Annotated in this window: 20 protein-coding genes and 1 pseudogene; 14 read left to right on the top strand and 7 right to left on the bottom strand. The window is 71.3% G+C overall.

The window, feature by feature from the left end:
- Window positions 1-3: 3 nt before the first annotated feature.
- The 6 genes and pseudogenes from ABZ267_RS05895 to ABZ267_RS05870 form a co-directional block, all read left to right on the top strand.
- Window positions 4-285, top strand: a pseudogene (locus ABZ267_RS05895) (enoyl-CoA hydratase/isomerase family protein); the annotation flags it as partial.
- Window positions 286-309: 24 nt separating this feature from the next.
- A complete protein-coding gene (locus ABZ267_RS05890; RefSeq protein WP_356749949.1) occupies window positions 310-1,296 on the top strand; it encodes a TerC family protein in 987 nt (328 codons plus the stop codon).
- 245 nt (window positions 1,297-1,541) lie between these two features.
- On the top strand, window positions 1,542-1,937 hold the full coding sequence (locus ABZ267_RS05885; RefSeq protein ID WP_356364204.1) for a helix-turn-helix transcriptional regulator: 396 nt from the start codon (window positions 1,542-1,544) through the stop codon (window positions 1,935-1,937).
- Between the two features lie 131 nt (window positions 1,938-2,068).
- Window positions 2,069-2,884, top strand: a complete 816-nt coding sequence (gene modA / locus ABZ267_RS05880) for a molybdate ABC transporter substrate-binding protein (RefSeq protein WP_356749947.1) — start codon at window positions 2,069-2,071, stop codon at window positions 2,882-2,884.
- Between the two features lie 72 nt (window positions 2,885-2,956).
- On the top strand, window positions 2,957-4,900 hold the full coding sequence (locus ABZ267_RS05875; RefSeq protein WP_356749945.1) for an ABC transporter permease: 1,944 nt from the start codon (window positions 2,957-2,959) through the stop codon (window positions 4,898-4,900).
- 122 nt (window positions 4,901-5,022) lie between these two features.
- On the top strand, window positions 5,023-5,388 hold the full coding sequence (locus ABZ267_RS05870; RefSeq protein WP_018514034.1) for a PH domain-containing protein: 366 nt from the start codon (window positions 5,023-5,025) through the stop codon (window positions 5,386-5,388).
- A gap of 15 nt (window positions 5,389-5,403) precedes the next feature.
- Here the strand turns inward: ABZ267_RS05870 and ABZ267_RS05865 are convergent, their stop codons facing one another.
- A complete protein-coding gene (locus tag ABZ267_RS05865) occupies window positions 5,404-6,174 on the bottom strand; it encodes a peptidoglycan recognition protein (RefSeq protein WP_356749943.1) in 771 nt (256 codons plus the stop codon).
- Window positions 6,175-6,344: 170 nt separating this feature from the next.
- Between ABZ267_RS05865 and ABZ267_RS05860 the strand changes: the two genes are divergently transcribed.
- Together ABZ267_RS05860 and ABZ267_RS05855 are read left to right on the top strand one after the other, a co-directional pair.
- Window positions 6,345-7,898, top strand: coding sequence for an APC family permease (locus tag ABZ267_RS05860; RefSeq protein WP_356749941.1), 1,554 nt, complete (start codon window positions 6,345-6,347; stop codon window positions 7,896-7,898).
- Window position 7,899: 1 nt separating this feature from the next.
- Complete coding sequence (locus tag ABZ267_RS05855; protein WP_356749939.1) at window positions 7,900-8,328, top strand: universal stress protein; 429 nt, start codon at window positions 7,900-7,902, stop codon at window positions 8,326-8,328.
- A gap of 13 nt (window positions 8,329-8,341) precedes the next feature.
- Here the strand turns inward: ABZ267_RS05855 and ABZ267_RS05850 are convergent, their stop codons facing one another.
- Window positions 8,342-9,568 (bottom strand): cation:proton antiporter, encoded by a 1,227-nt coding sequence (locus ABZ267_RS05850; RefSeq protein ID WP_356749937.1) that lies wholly within the window; start codon window positions 9,566-9,568, stop codon window positions 8,342-8,344.
- Between the two features lie 222 nt (window positions 9,569-9,790).
- On the opposite strand from ABZ267_RS05850, the gene ABZ267_RS05845 reads away from it, so the two are divergent.
- A complete protein-coding gene (locus tag ABZ267_RS05845) occupies window positions 9,791-10,870 on the top strand; it encodes an acyltransferase family protein (RefSeq protein WP_356749935.1) in 1,080 nt (359 codons plus the stop codon).
- Between the two features lie 4 nt (window positions 10,871-10,874).
- On the opposite strand, the gene ABZ267_RS05840 is transcribed toward ABZ267_RS05845, so the two are convergent.
- From ABZ267_RS05840 to ABZ267_RS05825, 4 genes are all read right to left on the bottom strand, one after another.
- Window positions 10,875-11,207, bottom strand: coding sequence for an SCO5918 family protein (locus ABZ267_RS05840; RefSeq protein WP_356749933.1), 333 nt, complete (start codon window positions 11,205-11,207; stop codon window positions 10,875-10,877).
- A gap of 90 nt (window positions 11,208-11,297) precedes the next feature.
- The gene (locus ABZ267_RS05835; protein ID WP_356749931.1) at window positions 11,298-12,869 is read right to left on the bottom strand and encodes a DEAD/DEAH box helicase; all 1,572 of its coding nucleotides are present in this window, start codon (window positions 12,867-12,869) and stop codon (window positions 11,298-11,300) included.
- A gap of 248 nt (window positions 12,870-13,117) precedes the next feature.
- Complete coding sequence (locus tag ABZ267_RS05830) at window positions 13,118-13,321, bottom strand: cold-shock protein (RefSeq protein ID WP_018522223.1); 204 nt, start codon at window positions 13,319-13,321, stop codon at window positions 13,118-13,120.
- A gap of 274 nt (window positions 13,322-13,595) precedes the next feature.
- Window positions 13,596-13,922 carry a MerR family transcriptional regulator gene (locus ABZ267_RS05825; RefSeq protein ID WP_356749929.1) on the bottom strand — a complete coding sequence of 109 codons (327 nt, stop codon included), beginning with the start codon at window positions 13,920-13,922 and terminating at the stop codon, window positions 13,596-13,598.
- A 422-nt stretch (window positions 13,923-14,344) separates the two neighbouring features.
- Between ABZ267_RS05825 and ABZ267_RS05820 the strand changes: the two genes are divergently transcribed.
- From ABZ267_RS05820 to ABZ267_RS05800, 5 genes are all read left to right on the top strand, one after another.
- Window positions 14,345-14,911, top strand: coding sequence for a hypothetical protein (locus tag ABZ267_RS05820; protein ID WP_356749927.1), 567 nt, complete (start codon window positions 14,345-14,347; stop codon window positions 14,909-14,911).
- A 10-nt stretch (window positions 14,912-14,921) separates the two neighbouring features.
- Complete coding sequence (locus ABZ267_RS05815) at window positions 14,922-15,512, top strand: toxin (protein ID WP_356749925.1); 591 nt, start codon at window positions 14,922-14,924, stop codon at window positions 15,510-15,512.
- 73 nt (window positions 15,513-15,585) lie between these two features.
- Window positions 15,586-16,857, top strand: a complete 1,272-nt coding sequence (locus ABZ267_RS05810) for an MAB_1171c family putative transporter (protein WP_356749923.1) — start codon at window positions 15,586-15,588, stop codon at window positions 16,855-16,857.
- Window positions 16,854-17,447, top strand: coding sequence for a hypothetical protein (locus ABZ267_RS05805; RefSeq protein WP_356749921.1), 594 nt, complete (start codon window positions 16,854-16,856; stop codon window positions 17,445-17,447). Before ABZ267_RS05810 ends, ABZ267_RS05805 begins: the two co-directional genes overlap by 4 nt.
- Before the next feature lie 105 nt (window positions 17,448-17,552).
- Window positions 17,553-18,674, top strand: coding sequence for an NAD-dependent epimerase/dehydratase family protein (locus ABZ267_RS05800; RefSeq protein WP_356749919.1), 1,122 nt, complete (start codon window positions 17,553-17,555; stop codon window positions 18,672-18,674).
- A gap of 102 nt (window positions 18,675-18,776) precedes the next feature.
- On the opposite strand, the gene ABZ267_RS05795 is transcribed toward ABZ267_RS05800, so the two are convergent.
- Entirely contained in the window at window positions 18,777-20,294 is a 1,518-nt protein-coding gene (locus tag ABZ267_RS05795; protein WP_356749918.1) for a ParB/Srx family N-terminal domain-containing protein, read from the bottom strand.
- Window positions 20,295-20,299 lie beyond the last annotated feature (5 nt).

Genomic DNA, 20,299 nt, shown 5'->3' with positions numbered 1-20,299 from the left:
CGAACCGGACGGGCGTTCGACACGACCGAGGCGCAAGCGCTCTCCGTGCTCCAGAAGGTCGTTCCGGAGAACGAATTGGATCAGGCCGTCCAGGCCTGGGCGAGGCCGGTCGTACGCCGTCCCGGGGCGGCCCTGCGGGTGAGAAAAGCCCTGCTCAACTCCGGTGCGGCCGCCACCCGGACGGCCGATCCATCCTTCCTCGACGCGGAGCCGATAGCCTCGGTCACGGCAGCCGGTCGGCGCACAACCCCTCGCACTCCTGGGCCCGACCAGTCACACTCGTAACAATCAACAGGGGAGGTCCCGGGCGTGGATGTACCGTTCTGGCTCTGGGCAGCGTTCGCCGTAACGGTGGTCGTCTCGCTCGCAGTCGACCTATTGGCCCACCGCAACGCGCATGTCATCGGGTTCAAGGAAGCAGCCTGGTGGAGTGCGCTCTGGGTGAGCCTCGCGCTCATCTTCGGCGTGGTCGTCTTCTTCGTACTCGGCACGACCGCCGGTACGGAATACACGACGGCATGGCTGCTGGAAAAGAGCCTTTCCGTCGACAACCTGTTCGTCTTCGCGCTGATTTTCGCCTATTTCAAGGTTCCGCGCGAATATCAGCACCGCGTGCTGTTCTACGGCGTCATCGGCGCTCTGGTGTTCCGCGCGATCTTCCTCACGGCCGGCGTCGCGGTCGTGAACCGCTTCACCTTCGTCCTCTTCCTCTTCGCCGCGATCCTTTTCTGGAGCGCCTGGAAGATCCTCAAGGACGAGGAGGACAGCTTCGACCCGGGGCAGAGCTTCGCGGTGCGCATGCTGCGGAAGATCATGCCGGTCCGCGACGAGTACGCGGGAACGCACTTCATCATCAAGGAGGAGGGCAAGCGGGTCGCCACACCGCTGCTCGCGGTGGTCGCCGCCATCGAGGCGGCCGACCTGCTCTTCGCCGTCGACAGCGTGCCGGCCGTGCTCGCGGTCAGCGACGACGCGTTCATCGTCTACACCAGCAACGCGTTCGCCATCCTGGGCCTCCGAGCCCTGTACTTCCTGCTGGCGGGGCTGCTGGACCGCTTCCACTACCTGAGCACCGGCCTCGCGATCATCCTGGCCTTCATCGCGGTCAAGCTCGTCCTCCAGGCATCGCACAAGATGATCAGCACCTCCATTCCGGAGATTCCCTCGCCGATCAGCCTGGCGGTGATCGTGGTCATTCTGACGGCCTCGGTCGTTCTCAGCATCAAGCGCCCACCGCCGGAGAAGGACACCGGGAAGAGCGCGGAGGAACCATCTGACGGTAAGCCCGCGGAGTAAACCGGCGGGTCATGGCCGGGCAAAGTGAAGGGAAAGAGTTTCCCCGTCACGATGCCCGGCCTTTCGCTGCTCCGGGCCCGCCCGGAAGCGCGAGGGCGACATGCCGGCGACGAGCCCGGCGGCCTGAGAGCCTCAAGGACCCGGCCTCCAGAAGCTCCGTACGATTCTCCCAGAAGCTCGCATCTGCGATGGGCAATCGTCTGGAGAATGGTAAATGCGAGCCTGATTGGCCTAGCGTGTCGCGCATGCAGTCCTACACAATCGGTCAGGCAGCACGCCTCCTCGGAGTCAGCCCCGACACCGCCCGACGCTGGGCGGACGCCGGCCGGGTCGCGACCCATCGCGACGAGACCGGCCGCCGGCTGATCGACGGCCGTGCGCTGGCCGCCTTCTCGATCGAGGTCGGCCAAGGCACCGCCGGCGAAGAGGAGACCCCGTACACCTCGGCGCGCAACGCCTTCCCGGGCATCGTCACCGCCGTGAAGCTCGGTGATGTCGCGGCCCAGGTCGAGATCCAGGCCGGCCCGCACCGGCTCGTCTCGCTCCTGACCCGGGAGGCGGTCGAGGAGCTGGGTCTGGAGGTCGGCATGCAGGCGACCGCCCGCGTGAAGTCGACCAGCGTGCACATCGACCGCACCTGAAGCCCGGCCGACGACGGCGTCGACCGGGCCACCTCGTGCTGCCCGCACCACCTCCCCGCGCCCCGCGCGAACTCGTCCCTGCCCGGACGGCTTCCGGCCGATCGGGCCCGCAGCCAAGGAGTCCCGCCCTCATGTCCCTCCTGCTCACCCGCCGCCGCACCGCCGTCGCCGTCCTGACCGCCGCGCTCCTCGTCCCGCTCGCCGCCTGCGGCGACGACTCCTCCGGCGAGACGGACAGCGGCAGCGGCGCCAAGCCCTCCGACTCCGCGTCAGGCGCGCCGAAGGCCGATCTGACCGTGCTGGCCGCCTCCTCGCTGACCGATGTCTTCAAGGAGGCGGGAGCGGCGTACGAGAAGGAGAACCCGGGCACGAAGGTCACGTTCTCCTTCGCCGGGTCCCAGGAGCTGGCCGCGCAGGTCAAGCAGGGCGCGCCCGCCGACGCTCTGGTCACCGCCGACACCAAGACGATGGACGGCCTCTCCGGCGAGACCGGCACGCCGACCGTCATCGCCGAGAACCGCCTCGTCATCGCCGTCGGCGAAGGCAACCCGGAGAAGGTCGAGAACCTGAAGGACCTCTCCGACACGAAGCTGAAGGTCGTCCTGGCCGCTCCCGAGGTGCCGGTGGGCCGGTACAGCAAGCAGATCCTCGACGCGCAGAAGATCGCGGTGAAGCCGGTCTCGCAGGAGCCCAACGTCCGCGCGGTCCTCAGCAAGGTCGAGCTGGGCGAGGCGGACGCGGGGCTCGTCTACAGGACGGACGCCGAGACCGCGCCCGACAAGGTCGACGCGATCGGCATCCCGGACGCGGAGAACGCCGTCGCCTCCTACCCGGCCGCCACACTGAAGGGGTCGAAGCACAGCGAGGCCGCCGCCGCGTTCGTCGCCTGGCTCTCCACGTCCGCCGCGCAGAAGATGCTCCAGGGCGCGGGCTTCCAGCAGCCGTAACCGCACCGCCGCACACGCCGAGGGGCCCGGACCGTCCAACGGGCCCCTCACTTCCAGCAGCCGAGGTCATCCATGAAACGACCGGCACTCCGCCGTACGCCCGGAGCCCGCGCCCCGCTCCTGCTGACGGTGCCCGCGCTGCTGGCCGTGGCGTTCCTGATGCTGCCGCTGGTCGGCATCCTGGCCCGTACCTCCTGGAGCGAACTCTCCACGCACCTCAGCGCCGAGCCCACCACGCAGGCGCTCCGCCTCTCGCTCCTCGTCTCGCTCTGGTCGCTCGGCCTCTCGCTGCTGTTCGGCGTGCCGCTGGCCTGGCTGCTGGCCCGGGTGCCGTTCCCGGGCAAGGCGTTCGTGCGCTCACTGGTGCTGCTGCCGATGGTGCTGCCGCCGACGGTCGGCGGAGTGGCGCTGCTGCTGGCGTTCGGGCGGCGCGGGCTGCTCGGGCCGTGGCTGGAGGACACGTTCGGGATCACGCTGCCGTTCCACACCTCGGGCGCGGTGCTGGCGGCGACGTTCGTGGCGATGCCGTTCCTCGTCATCTCGCTGGAGGGCGCGCTCGGTGGCCTGCGTCCTCGGTACGAGGAGACCGCCGCTTCGCTCGGAGCCTCTCCGGTACGGGTGTTCCTCACCGTGACCCTGCCGATGGTCGCTCCCGGCCTGATCGCCGGAGCGGCCCTCACCTGGGCGCGGGCGCTCGGCGAGTTCGGCGCCACCATCACCTTCGCCGGCAACCTTCCGGGCACCACGCAGACCCTGCCGCTCCAGGTCTATCTGCTGCTCCAGGAGTCGCCGGAGGCGGCCACCTCGGTGTCGCTGCTGCTCCTGGCCATCGCCATGATCGTGCTGATCGCGCTGCGCGGCCGCTGGACCGGCACACCGGGCGACCACCGCGAGCGGTACGCACCGCGCCCGGAGGAGCCGACGGGTACGGACGTCCTGCCCGAACCACCGTCGTACGTAACGGAGTCGGCCCCTCAGGAACGCTGGCCGCTGCACGCCGACGTCACCGGCTTCACCCGCCTCACCCTGGACGCGGCCCCCGGCACCACCCTCGCGGTCGTCGGCCCCAACGGCGCCGGCAAGACCACGCTCCTCCGCGCCCTCCTCGGCCTCACACCGCGCGCGCACGCCGAACTGCGCCTCGGCGACAGCGAGGTGACGAACCTTCCGCCGCACCGCCGCGGCGTCGCCTGGGTCCCGCAGGACGGCGCGCTCTTCCCGCACCTGAGCGCTCTGTCCAACACGGCGTACGGGCTCCGCACCCATGGCGTCCCGCGTGCGGAGGCCCGGCGCGAGGCGCAGTCCTGGCTGGACCGGCTCGGCGTCGGCCACCTGGCCCACCGCAGGCCCGGCCAGCTCTCCGGCGGCCAGGCGGGGCGCGTCGCCCTGGCCCGCGCGCTGGCGGCCCGCCCGCGCCTGCTGCTGCTGGACGAACCGCTCGCCGCGCTCGACCAGACGACCCGGGCCCATGTCCGGCACACCTTGCGGAGGCACCTCGCGGAGTTCGGCGGGGTCTGCCTGATCGTCACGCACGACCCGGTCGAGGCGGTCTCGCTGGCCGACCGGGTCCTGGTCCTGGACGACGGCCGGGTCCTCCAGGACGAGCCGCCCGCCGAGCTGACCCGCCACCCGCGCTCGCCGTGGGTCGCCCGGATGCTCGGCCGCAACGCCTGGCCCGGCACCGCCACCGCCGACGGCCTGGACCTGGCGGACGGCGGCCACCTCGTCGTCGCCGAGCCCCTCGCGCCGGGCACCGAGGCCCTCGCGGTCATCGCGCCGGAAGCCGTCTCCGTACACCGCGAGAAGCCCACCGGCTCACCGCGCAACGTCTGGCCCGGAACGGTCCGCGAAATCACCTCGGGCGGCAGCCGGCTCCGCCTCCTCATCACCTCCGACCGGGCGCCGGACCTGGTCGCGGAGATCACGCCGCAGGCGGCGGCCGAGCTGCGCATCGCGGACGGCACCGAGGTCTGGACGGGCGTGAAGGCGACCGAGGTGACGGTGGTCCCGCTCTGAGACCGGCCGGGTTCCCGAAACCGCCTCAGCTCACCCGAAAGCATGGCGCCGGCACCGGCGGGAACCAGAACAACTGCCCTACGCGTACTCATGTACGACAGATCCGAGAGACGGGGCAATCCATGGCACTGTTCGGCAACGCGCACACGATCAACCCGGCCACCGCCCAGCAGGACTACGAGCGCCTCCTCGGCCAGGGCGAGCAGGTGCACGCCGCCTTCCTGCTGATCCGCGACACGATCCTGTTCACCGACCGCCGGCTGATCCTCGTCGACAAGCAGGGCATCACCGGCAAGAAGACCGAGTACCACTCCGTGCCGTACCGCAGCATCACGCACTTCGCGGTGGAGACGGCCGGGACGTTCGACCTGGACGCGGAGTTGAAGATCTGGATATCCGGCAACCCCACGCCGCTCCAGAAGACGTTCACGAAGGGCGTCGACATCTACGAGGTGCAGGCGATACTGACCCAGTTCGTGGCGCGCTAGCCCGGCAATGTCGGTTCAGAAGTACGGCCGCAGCCTCGGCGCCGCCGCGCTGCCCGGGGCGGTGTCCCGGAGCCGGGCCACGCGCTCGCGCAACTCCGGCAGCAGCCCGTACAGCACATCGCCGGGGCAGCGGGTCTCGTAGCTGTCACGGTGGCCGGAGATGACGTGGAGCCGGGCCACCTGGCCCTCGTCGAAGCGGCTCTCGGCGTTGGTGGAGACCAGCTCGACGGTGGCCAGCGGATCGACGCCGGGCCGCAGCTTCCAGGCGGCCAGCTCCACCAGCGCGTCCATCATGGGCTCCGGCACCTCGGTGCCCTCGCCGAAGGTGCCGATGGCCGCGATGCCGACGGTGTCCGCGTTGAACCCCTTGGTGTGGGCGCCGAGCACCGACCGTGCGACGCCGCCGGCCCGGCCCTCGTAGATGGTGCCGCAGCGGTCGACGAGGAAGTTGTAGCCGATGTCGTCCCAGCCGTCCTTCTCCACGTGGTCGCTCTGGACGGCCTGGATCAGCTCCGGGGCCTCCGCGCAGTCGTAGTCGTTGGGGTTGCCGGTGTGGTGGACGAAGACCGCCTTCGCCGCGCCGGTGTACTGCGGGCGCTCCCGGACCAGGCCCTCGTCCGCGTGCCACTCCTGGCGGCTGATGACGGCGGGCTGCGGGAGCCCGCGCGGCGGCCTCGGTCCGGTGGCCATCTCCCGCCGCTGCTCGTGGGAGGCCGGGCCGTCCTGGAACGCCAGGAGGACCATCAGCGGCAGCAGGGTGCCCAGGACGATTCGGCGGGACCACATGGACTCCACCCTGCGCTCTGATCGGGGGTGTCGCAGAGGAGCTGGCCAACCGGGTGACCTTCGCCCGGTGGCGGCTTTTCGTCCGGAATGCGCACCGGGACGGCTGTTCTTACGATGAGATCCGGATCATCCGCCGCGCCCTGCGGCGAGCCCGGCCGGATCGAGGAGCCATGGCCCACGACGCTGTGCAGGACGGGGAGGGCGGACGGCAGGACGGCTCTGCGGTCGGCCTGAAGCCGAACGCCATCGGCTTCGTCGACGCCCTCGTCATCGGCCTCAACGCGACCTCACCGGCCTACTCGCTGGCCGCCGTGATCGGCCCGATCGTGGCCCTGGTCGGCATCTACGCGCCGGGCGTCATGTTCGCCTCCTTCGTCCCGATGCTGCTGATCGCCTCGGCCTTCTACTACCTCAACAAGGTCGACCAGGACTGCGGTACGACGTTCTCCTGGGTGACCCGGGCGATGGGACCGTGGGCCGGATGGCTCGGCGGCTGGGCGATCACCATGACCGGCGTGCTGGTCGTCGGTTCGCTGGCCGATGTGGCGGTGAGCTTCACCCTGCTGGCGGTGGGTCTGGACGGCTGGGTCGCCGACGACTTCGTCCGGCAGCCGCTCACCGTGCTGCTGATCATCGTGATGACCGGCCTCTGTGTGATCGGCACCGAGCTGTCGGCCAAGGTGCAGAACGTGCTGATCCTCCTTCAGATCGCGTTCCTGCTGGTCTTCGTCGTGGTGGCGCTCTACCGGGTGTACGCGGGCACCACCGGCTTCGACTCCATCGAGCCGTCCATCGGCTGGCTGGACCCGTTCGGCGCCGGCGGTGCCGCGCTGACCGGCGGGCTGCTGCTCGGCGTGTTCATCTACTGGGGCTGGGAGTCGGCGGTCAACCTCACCGAGGAGACCGAGGACTCGGCGAGCGCGCCGGGCAGGGCGGGTCTCTGGTCCACGGTGGTGCTCCTGGTGACCTACCTGTCGGTGGCCGTGGCGGTGGTCGCGTTCGCGGGCACGGCGTTCCTGGGGGAGAACGCGGAGGAGGAGGAGTTCATCTTCGCGCAGCTCGCCGGGGACGTGCTGGGCGGCTGGGACTGGATCCTGCTGCTGGCCGTCGCCACCTCCGCGATCGCCTCCACGCAGACCACGATCATCCCGGCGTCCCGGACCGCGCTGTCCATGGCCCGGCGTCAGGCGCTGCCGCGCCACTTCGGGCACATCAGCCCGCGGTTCCGTACGCCGGACGTCAGTACGTGGTGGGTCGCCGCGATCGCCATCGTCTGGTACCTGGTGGTCAACCAGATCTCCACCACCGCGCTCTTCGACTCGCTCACCGCGCTCTCTCTCCTGATCGCCTTCTACTACGCGCTCACCGGTGTGGCCTGCGCCGTCTACTACCGGCGCCATCTGACCGAGAGCGTGCGCAACTTCGTCCTCATCGGCCTCGGCCCGGTGGTCGGCGCCGGGCTGCTGGCCTGGCTGCTGGTGCGGTCGGTGATGGACATGTCCGATCCGGCCAACTCCTACAGCGGCACCTCCTGGTTCGGCCTCGGCCCACCGCTCGTCATCGGCATCGTGATCTCACTCGTCGGCGTGGTCCTCATGGTGGTGTGGCGGCTGCGCGACGCGGTGTTCTGGCAGGAGCGGCCGAGCGTCGCCGATCCGGACCTGGTGCACGCCCCGAGCCGGAAGCCCACCGACGGGAAGTCCACCGACGGGAAGGAACGCTGAGATGTCGGTCGTCCTCGGCTACGACGAGTCCCCCGGCGCCGCCCGCGCCCTGCGTATCGCGATCGAGGTGGCGGCGGCGTACGGCGAGGAGCTGGTCCTCGTCTACGGCGCCGCCGCACCGGGCCTGCGCGACGGGGCCGAGTACCGCAGCCACTACGACGCCATCCGGCAGGCCGGCCGCACCGGCCTGGAGCACGCGCTGACGTCCGCCGAGGAGGCCGGCGTACCGGCGAGTGTGGAGGTGCTGGACGAGAGCCCGGCGCAGGCCCTCCTGGACGCGGCCGAGCGGCACGGTGCCCGGGTCATCGTGGTCGGCACCTGGGGCGAGAGCCCGATGCGCGGCGCCCTCCTCGGCTCGACCCCGCACAAGCTGCTGCACATGTCCCCGATCCCGGTGCTCTGCGTCCCGACGGAGGAGGACGCGCCCTAGACACAGCGGGCCCTCACCACGCCTCCCCGCTCTCCGCCGCTCGGCTCGGCGCACCCGCGTCCGCACCGTCCGCCTCCCTCCGCAGCAGCCGGAACGCCAGCAGCGGAAAGACCAGCACCGACACCATCGCCGCCGCCACCAGCGCCGCCGCCTCTCCCGCACCGATCACCTTCTCGTCCAGGCCGATCGCGGTGATCGCCACCACCAGCGGCAGACACGTGGCGGAGAACAGCGCGAGCGCGGACCGAGGAGCGCGCCCGGTCAGGTCGCGCGGGGCCAGGAGGTACGCCGGCACGCCTCGCACCAGCAGGAACAGCAGCAGGAAGACCGGCAGCAGCAACAGCGGCCGGCCGCCGTCCAGGAGCGCCGCGAGGTCGAAGTCGATGCCCGTGACGACGTAGAAGAACGGGACCAGGAAGCCGAAGCCGATGGCCTCGATCCTGCCGAGGATCTCGCCGCTGCGCTCCGGCACCGCACCTTGGAGGACCAGCCGGGTCAGCATCCCGGCGGCGAACGCGCCGAGCAGCGTGTCCACCCCGAAGACATGCGCCAGGCCGAGCATCCCGGCGAGCAGCAGCATCACGAAGCGGACCGCGAACTGGCCGCTGCTGTGCAGGGTCATGGCGATGATCCGCGCGAACCACGGCGGCCTCGGCCGCATCGCCCAGAACACCGCGCCCACCGTGACGACCGCGAACACCGCCAGCACCACGCTCGCCGCGCCCGGACTCCGCCCGCTGAACAGCAGGGCCATCGCCACGATCGGCCCGAACTCACCGACCGACCCGAACGCCATCACCACCGACCCGAACCTGCCCTCCAGCCGCCCCGAGTCCCGCAGGATCGGCAGCACCGCGCCGAGCGCCGTACTGGTGAGCGCGGTGCCGATCACCAGGCTCTTCGCGACGTCCGCGCCACCGAGCAGCAGCGCGATGCCGAGCCCGACGGCGAACGAGAGGATCCACGCCCCGCCGGCCCTTCGCAGCGTGTCGCCACGGACCTCGGCGAACCGGATCTCGTACCCGGCGAGGAAGATCAGCATCGAGAGCCCGAGGTCGGACAGGGTGTCGATGACCTGGTCGTGGTGGGCCCAGCCGAGCACATCGGGCCCGACCAGGATGCCGAGCACGATCTCGAAGATGACGACGGGGACCGACAGCCACCGTCCGGTCGCATAGCCGAGCAGCGGCGCGAGAACCGCCAGGGCCATGATCAGGACGAGGGTCCCGGGGTGCTCCATCGCTCGTGTATAGCAAGGAACGTCCCGGAATCAGCCGCTATGACACCCGGCCGGCGTCACCCGTTCTCCCGCGCCGGAGGTGGAGTACGGCGGTCCGCTCGGCGAACTGGCCCGGCCCGAGCCGAGCGACCGCACCAGCGAGGCGCTCAGACGTCCGAGCGGTCACCGGTACGGGTGACCGACGACATGACGGGCAAAGGCAGCCGCTCCTAGGGTGTCAGGATGCCTTCGCCCCTCACCTCCGAGCAGCCGCGCCCCACCGCCGCCGCCGGGACCACGGAGACCGGCAAGCCGCCCGACGACGGCCGCGACCACTTCTTCGACAACGCGAAGTACCTGGCGATCGTGCTGGTGGCGGTCGGGCACGCGTGGGAGCCGCTGCCGAGCGGGCGGCTGGTGGAAGCCGCGTACACGCTGATCTACACCTTCCACATGCCGGTGTTCATCCTGATCGCGGGCTACTTCTCGCGCGGTTTCGAGCTGCGGCCGGACCGGGTGTGGAAGCTGATCACCAGTCTGCTGGTGCCGTATCTGATCTTCGAGCTGCTCTACACGGCCTTCCACCGGCTGACCCGCGACCCGGAACTCCCGCTCTCGCTGCTGGAGCCCTACTGGCTGCTGTGGTTCCTGCCGGCGCTGTTCTTCTGGCGGCTCTCCACGCCGGTCTGGCAGGCGGTCCGCGCGCCGGTGCTGGTCTCGCTCGCCGTCGCCGCCGTGGCGACCGTGTCACCCGCAGCCGACGGCAACCTGCCGCTCCAGCGCATCCTGCAGTTCCTGCCGTTCTACGTGCTGGGCCTGCGGCTGCGGCCGGAGCACTTCGCGTTCCTGCGGCGTACGTGGGTGCGCGTCGTCTCCGTACCGGTCTTCGCGCTCGGGCTGCTGATCGCGTACTGGCTGGTGCCGCGGACCTCGACCTCGTGGTTCTTCCGCAAGAACAGCGCCCGCGAGATGGACACCGCCGAGTGGACCGGGCCGACGGCCACGCTCCTGCTGTTCGTGGCGGCCGTCGTGCTCGGCGCGTGCTTCCTGGCCTGGGTGCCGAAGGGCCGCGGCTGGATGACGGCGCTCGGCACCTGCACGCTGTACGGGTACCTGCTGCACGGCTTCGTCATCCGGGCCCTGCGCTACGGCGGCTTCTACGAACGGCCGTTCTTCGACACGGCCCTCGGCACGGTCGCCGTCACGGCGGGCGCGGCGGTCATGGTGACCCTGCTCTGCACTCCGTACGTACGGAGTCTGCTGCGGCCGCTGCTGGAGCCCCGGCTGGAGTGGGCCAGGCAGCGGCCGCCCGTTCCCGAGTGACCGCTCAGAGGCTCTGTGCGGGACCGGGTCCCGCAGCCGGGGTGCCGAGCAGTGCCGACGCCGTCTCCAGCGGAGTGGGAGCGGCGGCCGGGGCGGCGGCCGTCTCGGCCGTACGGCAGGTGAAGCCGAGCTTGGAGAGCGCCCGGACCACCTCGGCGGAGGAGAAGTCGCGCCGGTCCTGCCGGGTGATCACCTCGCCGACCTGCTTGACCGGGTAGACCCGGCGGCTGATGACCACCGCGTCACCGGTGACGGGCTCGGGCTTGATGCCCTTCATCGAGTCCTCCACCTCGTTCTTGAACAGATCGAAGGGGAAACGGGCGATGACACAGCGCATGGGTCCTCAACAGGGGTCGAGTGGCTCGGGAGACCGCACGGCGGAGCCGTACGGCGGAGGGCGGCGGCACACACCGCCGCCCCACGCGGGCTACGCGGCGCGGTTGGCCCGGCGCTGCGAGGCGGCCGCACGCGCGTCCGGCGTCGGCACGGCCGGACCGCGGCCGCGACGGGCCGGGGCCCCGCCGCCGCGCTTGGTGCCGCGCCCCATGAACGCGCCGCCGCCGCCGCGGCCGGAGCGCTCCTTGGGCGGGGAGGTGATGACGACCGGGACGCCCGAGGGCGCCTGCGCGCCGGTGATCCGGCTCAGCTCGGCCTCGCCGGAGCGGACCTGCGCGATCTGCGGGGTGATCCCGGCGTCCGCCATCAGCCGGGTCATCTCGCGGCGCTGGTTCGGCAGCACCAGCGTGACGACGCTGCCGGACTCACCGGCACGGGCCGTACGGCCGCCGCGGTGCAGGTAGTCCTTGTGGTCGCTCGGCGGGTCGACGTTGACGACGAGGTCCAGGTTGTCGACGTGGATGCCGCGCGCGGCGACGTTCGTGGCGACGAGGACCGTGACGTGCCCGGTCTTGAACCGGTCCAGCGTGCGGGTGCGCTGCGGCTGGGACTTGCCGCCGTGCAGCGCGGCCGCCCGGACACCGCTGTGCAGCAGGTGGTCGGTGAGTTTGTCCACCGCGTGCTTGGTGTCCAGGAACATGATCACGCGTCCGTCGCGGGCGGCGATCTCCGTGGTGGTGGCGTACTTGTCGGCGCCCTGGACGTAGAGCACGTGGTGCTCCATCGTCGTGACGGCACCGGCGGCCGGGTCGACGGAGTGGACGACCGGGTCGTTGAGGTAGCGCTTGACGAGCAGGTCGACGTTGCGGTCGAGCGTCGCCGAGAAGAGCATCCGCTGCCCGTCCGGGTTCACCTGGTCGAGCAGCTCGGTGACCTGCGGCATGAAGCCCATGTCGGCCATCTGGTCGGCCTCGTCGAGGACGGTGATGGTGACCCGGTCCAGCTTGCAGTCGCCGCGCTCGATGAGGTCCTTGAGCCGGCCCGGCGTGGCGACGACGACTTCGGCGCCGCCGCGCAGCGCGCTCGCCTGACGGCCGATGGACATGCCGCCGACGACGGTGGCGAGGCGCAGCTTCAGCGGCCGGGCGTACGGGGTGAGCGCGTCGGTGACCTGCTGGGCCAGCTCACGCGTCGGTACGAGCACCAGGGCCAGCGGACGCTTGGCGTCGGCGCGGCGGCCCTCGGTACGGGCCAGCAGCGCCAGGCCGAAGGCGAGGGTCTTGCCCGAGCCGGTGCGGCCACGGCCCAGGACGTCACGGCCGGCCAGCGAGTTCGGCAGGGTCGCCGCCTGGATCGGGAACGGGACGGTCATGCCCTCGGCGGTGAGCGCCGCCTTGAGCGCGGCGGGCATCTCCAGCTCGCCGAAGGTCTCGGCGGCGGGCAGCGCCGGGGTGATGGTCACCGGCAGGGCGAACTCGCCCTTCAGCGCGGAGCTGCGACGACTGGAGCCGCCGGAGCGCTTCGGGCCGCCGCCGAACCCGGCGGCGCGGCGCTCGCCGCCACCGGAGTAGCGCGGGGCGCCGCCGCTGCGGGCGCCGGAGGGGCCGCCGGAGCGGGTGCGGGCGAATCGGTCGTTCGAGCGGGGGGCACGTTCGCGGTTCATGCAGAACCTTTCCTCGATGGGGCACGTATCGAGGGATTCTTTTTCGGGAAGCGGCCGTGAACGGCACCCAGAATCGCAAGAACGAGCCGATGAAATGACAAAGCGGGAGAGCGAAGCCCGGCCGCCGGGAATGTGTGCACCGGACGCGGCTTCGGCAGGGGGCGCGCTCGGCGAGCCCCGGAGACAGCAACGAGCTGGGGCCCGCACCCCAAGGTGCGGGCCCCAGCTGCGCAGAACTACCTGAGTGATCAGGCGGGGGTGATGTTCTCGGCCTGCGGGCCCTTCTGGCCCTGCGTGACGTCGAAGTTCACCTTCTGGCCCTCCTGCAGCTCGCGGAAGCCGGAGGAGGCGATGTTGGAGTAGTGGGCGAAGACGTCAGCGCCGCCGCCGTCCTGCTCGATGAAGCCGAAGCCCTTTTCCGAGTTGAACCACTTCACGGTGCCAGTAGCCATGTCATATCTCCTTAGGGGATGGGCAGTGCCCGCGGGCCCACACCGTGTGGACCCCACGTCGCCGCGATGATTACCCCGTCCGGAAGAACACCGGAAAACTTGAAAGTTTTTGGGAACCACAACTGCAACTGAGATCAACCGTAGCACGGCGGCTTCGTGAGAGGCCGAACGAAATATCACGCCGAACGAGGGAACAAAACGGCGGGCGAAAAAGCCTGACCGCGCATTGAGTGAAATTCTGTGGTGCCGAATGCAGATATGTTCGCGGGCGCGCTCAGCGCTCGGTGGAGCCGCGCAGCTCCTCGTTGAGGCGCAGCGCCTCTTCCAGCTGGTCCTCCAGGATGACGATGCGGCAGGCGGCCTCGACGGGCGTGCCGGCGTCGACCAGCTCGCGGGCGCGGGCGGCGATGCGCAACTGGTAGCGGGAGTAGCGGCGGTGGCCGCCCTCGGACCGCAGCGGTGTGATCAGCCGGGCCTCACCGATCGCCCGCAGGAATCCCGGCGTCGCTCCGATCATCTCGGCGGCGCGCCCCATGGTGTAGGCGGGGTAGTCGTCGTCATCGAGACGGTCCATGGCGTGCGAGGGGGTCTCCGGGGGCAAGCTGCACCTCTTCTGTCACGCATGACCGAGGGCCCGGGGCGCCGTACGCCTGCGGGATGCCCCTCTGCCGCGTACCGCTGTTTCACCTGACTGCAGAAGAAACCCTAATCGCCCGGGAAGGTCATGTCTATCGCGGCCGGAGCAGGTTTCGGCCACCGGCGGCGGCGTGTCGGCCGAGATGGGGGTGGAACTGACCGACTGGTCAGTTGTCGTGGGACGGACCGCGGGGCCATAATGCACGCGTAGCCCTTCACGCATCCCCCGTCGTGAAGGGCTACACCCCTGTCCGGAACCGGTTCCGGCCGGTCCATGGCGGATCAGGCCCCTCCGGAAGCGGTTCGGCGCGGCGATCATCACGGGCAAGGGACTCCCCTCGTGGTCCCCTGCCCGTGTTTTTTCGAGTTAACAGTGACGTAGAGTGTTTGCGCAAGCTCAGTTCCGACTCCGAGGTGAGCGTGGAGGCCCGGATGGCCATGGTCGACGGTGACGAACCCGGCACGGAACGGAACGAACCACCCGAGCAGGCCGGCCCGCCTCCGCTGAACTCGCTGCGGGAAAAAGTCGAGTACATGGTCGAGAGGACCTTCCCGGGCCAGAAGATCTCGGGCCGGTGCTTCGCGGAGCTGGTGCGCGAGCGCGGCGGCTCGCTCTCGCACAGCTACTTCTCCAACATCCTCGCCGGCAAGGTCACCCAGCCCTCCGAGGAGATCCTCAAGGCCCTCGGCCTGGGCTTCGGCGTGGACTGGCGGTTCTTCAAGGAGGAGTCCGAGGTCGTCGACGACGTCGTGGCGGGGCTCCAGTTCCTGGTCAAGCGGCGGACCGGCGAGATCAGCGGAGTGGCGGGCCGCGGGCTGGACGACGAGGGGCTGCCGCCGGAGCTGCTGCGGTTCGCGCTCTCGCTGCTGGAGGACGCGGCGCGGGAGAACCCGGACGAGGCCTCGTGGGAGACATCGCGGGAGCCCTCGCGGAACCGCCCGCCGGGCACGTAGCGTCGGTGTCATGTCCCTGCGGAAGCTGCGCAAAGAGTGCGAGGCACAGCTCGCCGACCTGCCCATCCCGGCCCCGTTCTCGCTGACCGGCCTGGTCGCCAACATGGAGGCGGCGCGCGGCCGCACCATCCGGCTGCACGAGATGCCGGACCACCTCGCCCGCGTCAACGCCGCCTGCGGACTGCGCCTGAAGGCCGGCTCCACCAGCCTCGTCCTCTACCGCCGCAGGCCGACCGCGTACCAGACCGAGCACGTCATCCTGCACGAGCTGTGCCACGAGTGGTTCGACCACGGCACGACCCTCGACGCCGAGCAACTGCGCACGCTGCTCCCGGTCTTCGACACCTCGCTGATCGCCCGCATGATCTCGCCGGAGGCCGCCGCGTCCTTCGCCGCCGGCGGCTCCACCGTGCAGGCCCGCGCACAGTACGCCACCCACGACGAACGCATGGCCGAATTCGGTGCCTCCCTGATCCCCCGGATGGCGCGGGACCTGGCCACCGATGACATGGTGGGGCGGCTGACCGACTCCCTGTCCCGCCCGGTGGCCCACCGCCGGCGCGGACTGTTCCCGCGACGGGGGTCCTCCGGCGACGCGTGAACCGTCACCTGACACGTGCCACCACCCCGCTCGCGCCCCACCGCGCCCCTGACACCCGAGGACGAAGACCGCTGTGACCCCCCTCGACCTCGCCGGTTACCTGATAGCCGGCCTGATGACGGCCGTTGCCCTGTGGCGTATGCCCGCTGCCCTGTGGGGAGACGAGGAGGACCGCAGACGGCGAGCGCTGTGGGGCTGCTACGCCGGATTCGCCCTCGCGCTGTGGACCAAGACCGAGGCCGTGCGCACCGGACTCAACAACAGCGCCATAACCGACCTCGCCGTACTCATCAAGCACTACACCGCGACGGTGGCGATTCTGGCCATCCTCAGCTACATCGTCGCCATCTACGGCAGCTACCCGGAAGCGGGCGCCGTCCCGCGCCACGTACGGTTCGCGCGGCTCGTCCAGCAGGTCGCGGCAAAGGCCTCCGTGGCGACGCTGGTCCTGCTGACCGTCCTCTTCTTCACCGTCGTCGACCGCTCCGTCCCCTCCGACCGCTTCGTCTCCGACCACGCCGGCGAGTGGGGCGCCACGCTCTACATGAGCGTCTTCTACCTCTACCTCGGCGCCGCCTCCGCCGTCTGCGCCTTCCAGTGGGCGCTGGCCACCGCCGACGCGCAACGGCGCCATCTGCGCGTCGGGCTCGGGATGATGACGTTCGCGATGTTCATCGGCGTCGGCTACACCGTCAGCCGGACCCTCTTCCTCTGGATCAGCGTGGTGGACGAGCCGAGCGAGGCGTTCGCGCTCCGCTTCGACCAGGTCACCGAGGCCGCGCAGCTGGTCCTCTTCGCCTTCTTCGCGCTCGGTGCATCCGTCCCCGCCTTCAGCACCGGCGCACGCCGGGTGCGGCTGTGGCGGGCCCAGGTCCGGCTGCACGCCCTCTGGTACGAGCTGATGGCGTCCTTCCCCGACCAGCCCTTCGACCCGCCCGCCTCTCTCACCCGCGAGCTGACCCGGTTCAACGCGCCGGCCGACCTGCGGATCGACCGGTGGGCCGCCGACATCGCGGACGCGGTGGAGAAGCTGCGCCATTACGTCCCCGACGAGCTGGTCGCCGCGTCCGAGGAGGCCGCCGCGCGGGAGACGGCCGATGGCCACCGGGCCGGTGCGCTCGGCGACGCGTACTGGATCCGGGCCGCGCTGCTGGCCAAGGAGTCCGGAGCGCCTGCGGGCCCGGCGGCCGCGGTGGCGGCCCAGCAGGCGGCCGACCAGGACGGCGAGGTGGCCCGGCTGGAGCGGGTCGCCGCCGCGTACCGGACGGTCACGGCGGAGCGCGCCGGCGAGGTGCTCGCGGCGGCGGCCACCCGTACACCGGAGACGACGGAGCAGACCTCATGAGCACCACCACCGCCGCCGCTGACGAAACCACCTTCGCGCGGACCGTCACCGACGTCCTCCAGCCCCGCAACGCTCTGCTCGCCGGCATGCTCGGCATCGGACTCGCCGCCGCCGGTGACTGGACCGGGCTGCTCTGGGGCTTCCTCGGCGCGCTCTGCGCCGGGCTGATCCCGGCCGGGTACATCGAGTGGGAGCGCGGGCGCGGCACCTGGGGTGACCGCCATGTCGTGGACCGGACGAAGCGGGCGCCGATCTTCTTCGTCATCCTCGGTTCCATCGGGGCCGGTTCGGTGGTGATGGTCCTCGGGAACGCTCCGCACGGCATCCTCGTCGCGATGCTCGCGCTCTGGGTGATGACGATCGGGCTGCTGGCCGTCAACACGGTGTGGAAGATCTCGGTCGACTCGGCGGTGGCCTCGGCGGTGGTCTGCCTGCTCGCCGTGGTGCACACGCCGTGGTGGCTGGCCGCGTACGCGCTGACGGTCGCCGTCTGCTGGTCGCGCGTGGCCCTCGGCTACCACACGGTCGCGCAGACCGCGGCGGGCGCGGCGCTGGGAGCGGCGACGACGGTGGCGTACGCGTTCGGCTGAGCGTTCGCCACCCGCACCGGCGTGCGTACACACAGTCCTTACGGTCCCGTGACACGAGTGCGCCGCGCACCGCCCGGCGGCCGTCCTGCCCCTAGCGTGGCCGCCATGCGCGTACTGGTCACCGGCGGAGCCGGGTTCATCGGGTCACATGTCGTCGCCGCGCTCACCGCGGCCGGGCACGAGAGCGTGGTGCTCGACGCCCTCCTCCCCTCCGCCCACCCCGGCGCCCCGGGCCCCGGCGCGGCCGCTCCCCAGGTCCCTGGCGGCCCGGTGGTCGTCGGGGACCTCCGGGACCGGGAGGCGGTGGCGGAGGCGCTCGCCGGAGTCGACGCGGTCTGTCACCAGGCGGCGATGGTGGGCCTGGGCAAGGACTTCGCGGACGCGCCGCTGTACGTGGGATGCAACGACCTCGGTACGGCGGTGCTGCTGGCCGAGATGGCGGCGGCCGGAGTGCGGGACCTGGTGCTGGCCGGGTCGATGGTGGTCTACGGCGAGGGCCGCTACGACTGCCCGCGCCACGGCACGGTCCGGCCGGGCCCGCGCCCGGAGGCCGCGCTGCGGGCCGGGAGCTTCGAGCCGCACTGCCCGGAGTGCGGTACGGAGTTGGCGCCGGGCCTGGTCTCCGAGGACGCGCCCGCCGACCCGCGCAACGTGTACGCCACGACCAAGCTCGCCCAGGAGCACCTGGCCGCCGCGTGGGCGCGGGCGACGGGCGGCCGGGCGGTGTCACTGCGCTACCACAACGTGTACGGGCCGGGCATGCCGCGCGACACTCCGTACGCCGGAGTCGCCTCGTTCTTCCGCTCGGCCCTGGCGCGCGGCGAGGCGCCCCGCGTCTACGAGGACGGACGGCAGCGCCGCGACTTCGTCCACGTCCACGATGTCGCGGCGGCCAACGCGGTGGCCCTGGAGGCGGTCCGCGAGCGTCGGCCCGCCTCCTTCACCGCGTACAACTGCGGCAGCGGCGATCCGCACACGATCGGCGAGATGGCCACCGCGCTGGCCGCCGCGCACGGCGGTCCCGAGCCGGTGGTGACCGGCGAGTACCGCCTCGGCGACGTACGCCATGTCACGGCGGACTCGCGGCGGCTGCGCGAGGAGCTGGGCTGGCGGCCGGAGGTCGGCTTCGCGGAAGGGATGGTGGAGTTCGCGCGGGCGGGGCTGCGAGGGGCTGAGGCCGCACAGGTCACCGGGGGGCCTCAGCCTGTGGGGGCCGAGGCGCCGTAGGACGGGCCGCTTGAGCCTCGGTCAGCGCGGGCTGACACTCCGGCGTACGGAAAGGCTTCGCGCGGGCTCACACTCCGGCGGGCCGACAGGTACCGCTCCGGCTCACACTCCGGCGCACTGGCCCGTGCGCGGGCCGTGGACCTCGTTGGGCCGCTGTGTGGTGTCCGGCGCCGGAACGTTGGCGGAGCACGCCACCGGGCCGGTGACCTTGTTGGCGGCGAGGAGGACGCCTCCGGTGTTGCCGGTCAGGACGACGGCTCCGGTGACCGTGTTGGCGGTGCAGCCCGGGCCGCCGAGACGGACGGGTCCGGTCGTACGGCTGACAGCCAGCGGCCCGGTGACGCTGGACCCGCATGCGTGGATCGCGGCGGCGCGGTCGGACTGGAGCGGGCCCTGGAGCGTGGAGCCGGTCAGGACGAGGGACGCGCCGGCGCGCACGGTGACCGGGCCGCGCAGAGTGGCGCGGTCGGCGCAGGTGACGCCGTCCGTGACGGTCAGCGGGCCGTTGCGTACGCCGGTGACCGTCGTGGTGCACGCCGGCGCGCGCACCACTCGCGCCTTGTAGTCCAGCGCCTCGGCGAGCTTGCCGGGCTTGGCGTCCGTCAGCGGCTTGCCCAGCTTGGCGAACTCGCCACCGGTCTCCTTCTTGCCGCCGTTCCACTCCGCGATCCGGCCGAGCCGGCCGGCGGTCTTGCCGTCGTCGACGACCGCGTCCGGAGCGAGCGCGGCCATGGACTGCGAGGCGCGCTTGACGAGGTCGAGGTACGGACCCGGCGAGGTCAGGTCGTACGCGGCCGCGTCGTACTCGCCGCGCAGCCACGAGCCCCACGAGAACTCCAGGAACTCCGTCGCGCCGTCCGGGACTTCGTAGCCGATGTCCCGCGTGAAGTAGACGAGCCCGCGGTACGGGTCGTCGCGGAAGTTGGTGATCCCGAGGCGGTCCGGCAGCTGCTCGACGCTCAGCGGCCTGTTCTTCTCGTCGCGCAGCCACACCTTCTTCTCGGCCGCCATCCGCTGCCAGAAGGCGTTGGTGGAGAGCGAGCTGAAGTTGTCGGTGACGCGGAGGCGGATCGGCAGCCGGGTGGAGCCGTCGGGGCCTTCCAGGAAGGACGTCAGCGTGTGGTGCCCGTCGGTGAGGTAGAGCTTTCCGCCGGGGCCGATCACGGCCGTCTTCATCAGCGCGACCGACTCCGCGGTCTCCCGGCCGAGCGGCACGGTGCAGGTGAAGCTCGCCGGATCGTCCAGGCGTGCGCCGGAGCGCACCGAGGCCGCCTCGCCTTGGCCGTTGGTCTCGCACCAGTCGTCGAACCGCTTGTTGAAGCCGCCTGCCGCCTCGTCGCGGTCGCTGCCGTAGCGGCCGAGCTTGTAGAAGACCTGGTCGAAGCCGAGGACGGCCTGGGTCGGGTGGAGTTCGCCGAGGGTGACGTCGATCAGATCGCCCGGCTGCGCACAGCTGCGCGGCAACGGCCCGCTCCCGGCGCACGCTCCCGCACCACCCGCACCGCCCGGACTCGCCGCGACCGCTCCGGTGGAGGCGCCGACGACCACGGCGCCCGCGGCCAGCACTGCGGCCAGGAGCCGGGCCCCGCGCGGCGGCAGGCCGGTACTCGCTCTGTTCATGACGT

Origin of the sequence: Streptomyces sp. NPDC006174 (assembly GCF_040614075.1) — a bacterium.
Taxonomy (GTDB): domain Bacteria; phylum Actinomycetota; class Actinomycetes; order Streptomycetales; family Streptomycetaceae; genus Streptomyces.
Note: the sequence above shows the minus strand (reverse complement) of the source record. Positions and strands in the feature narration are given on the sequence as shown.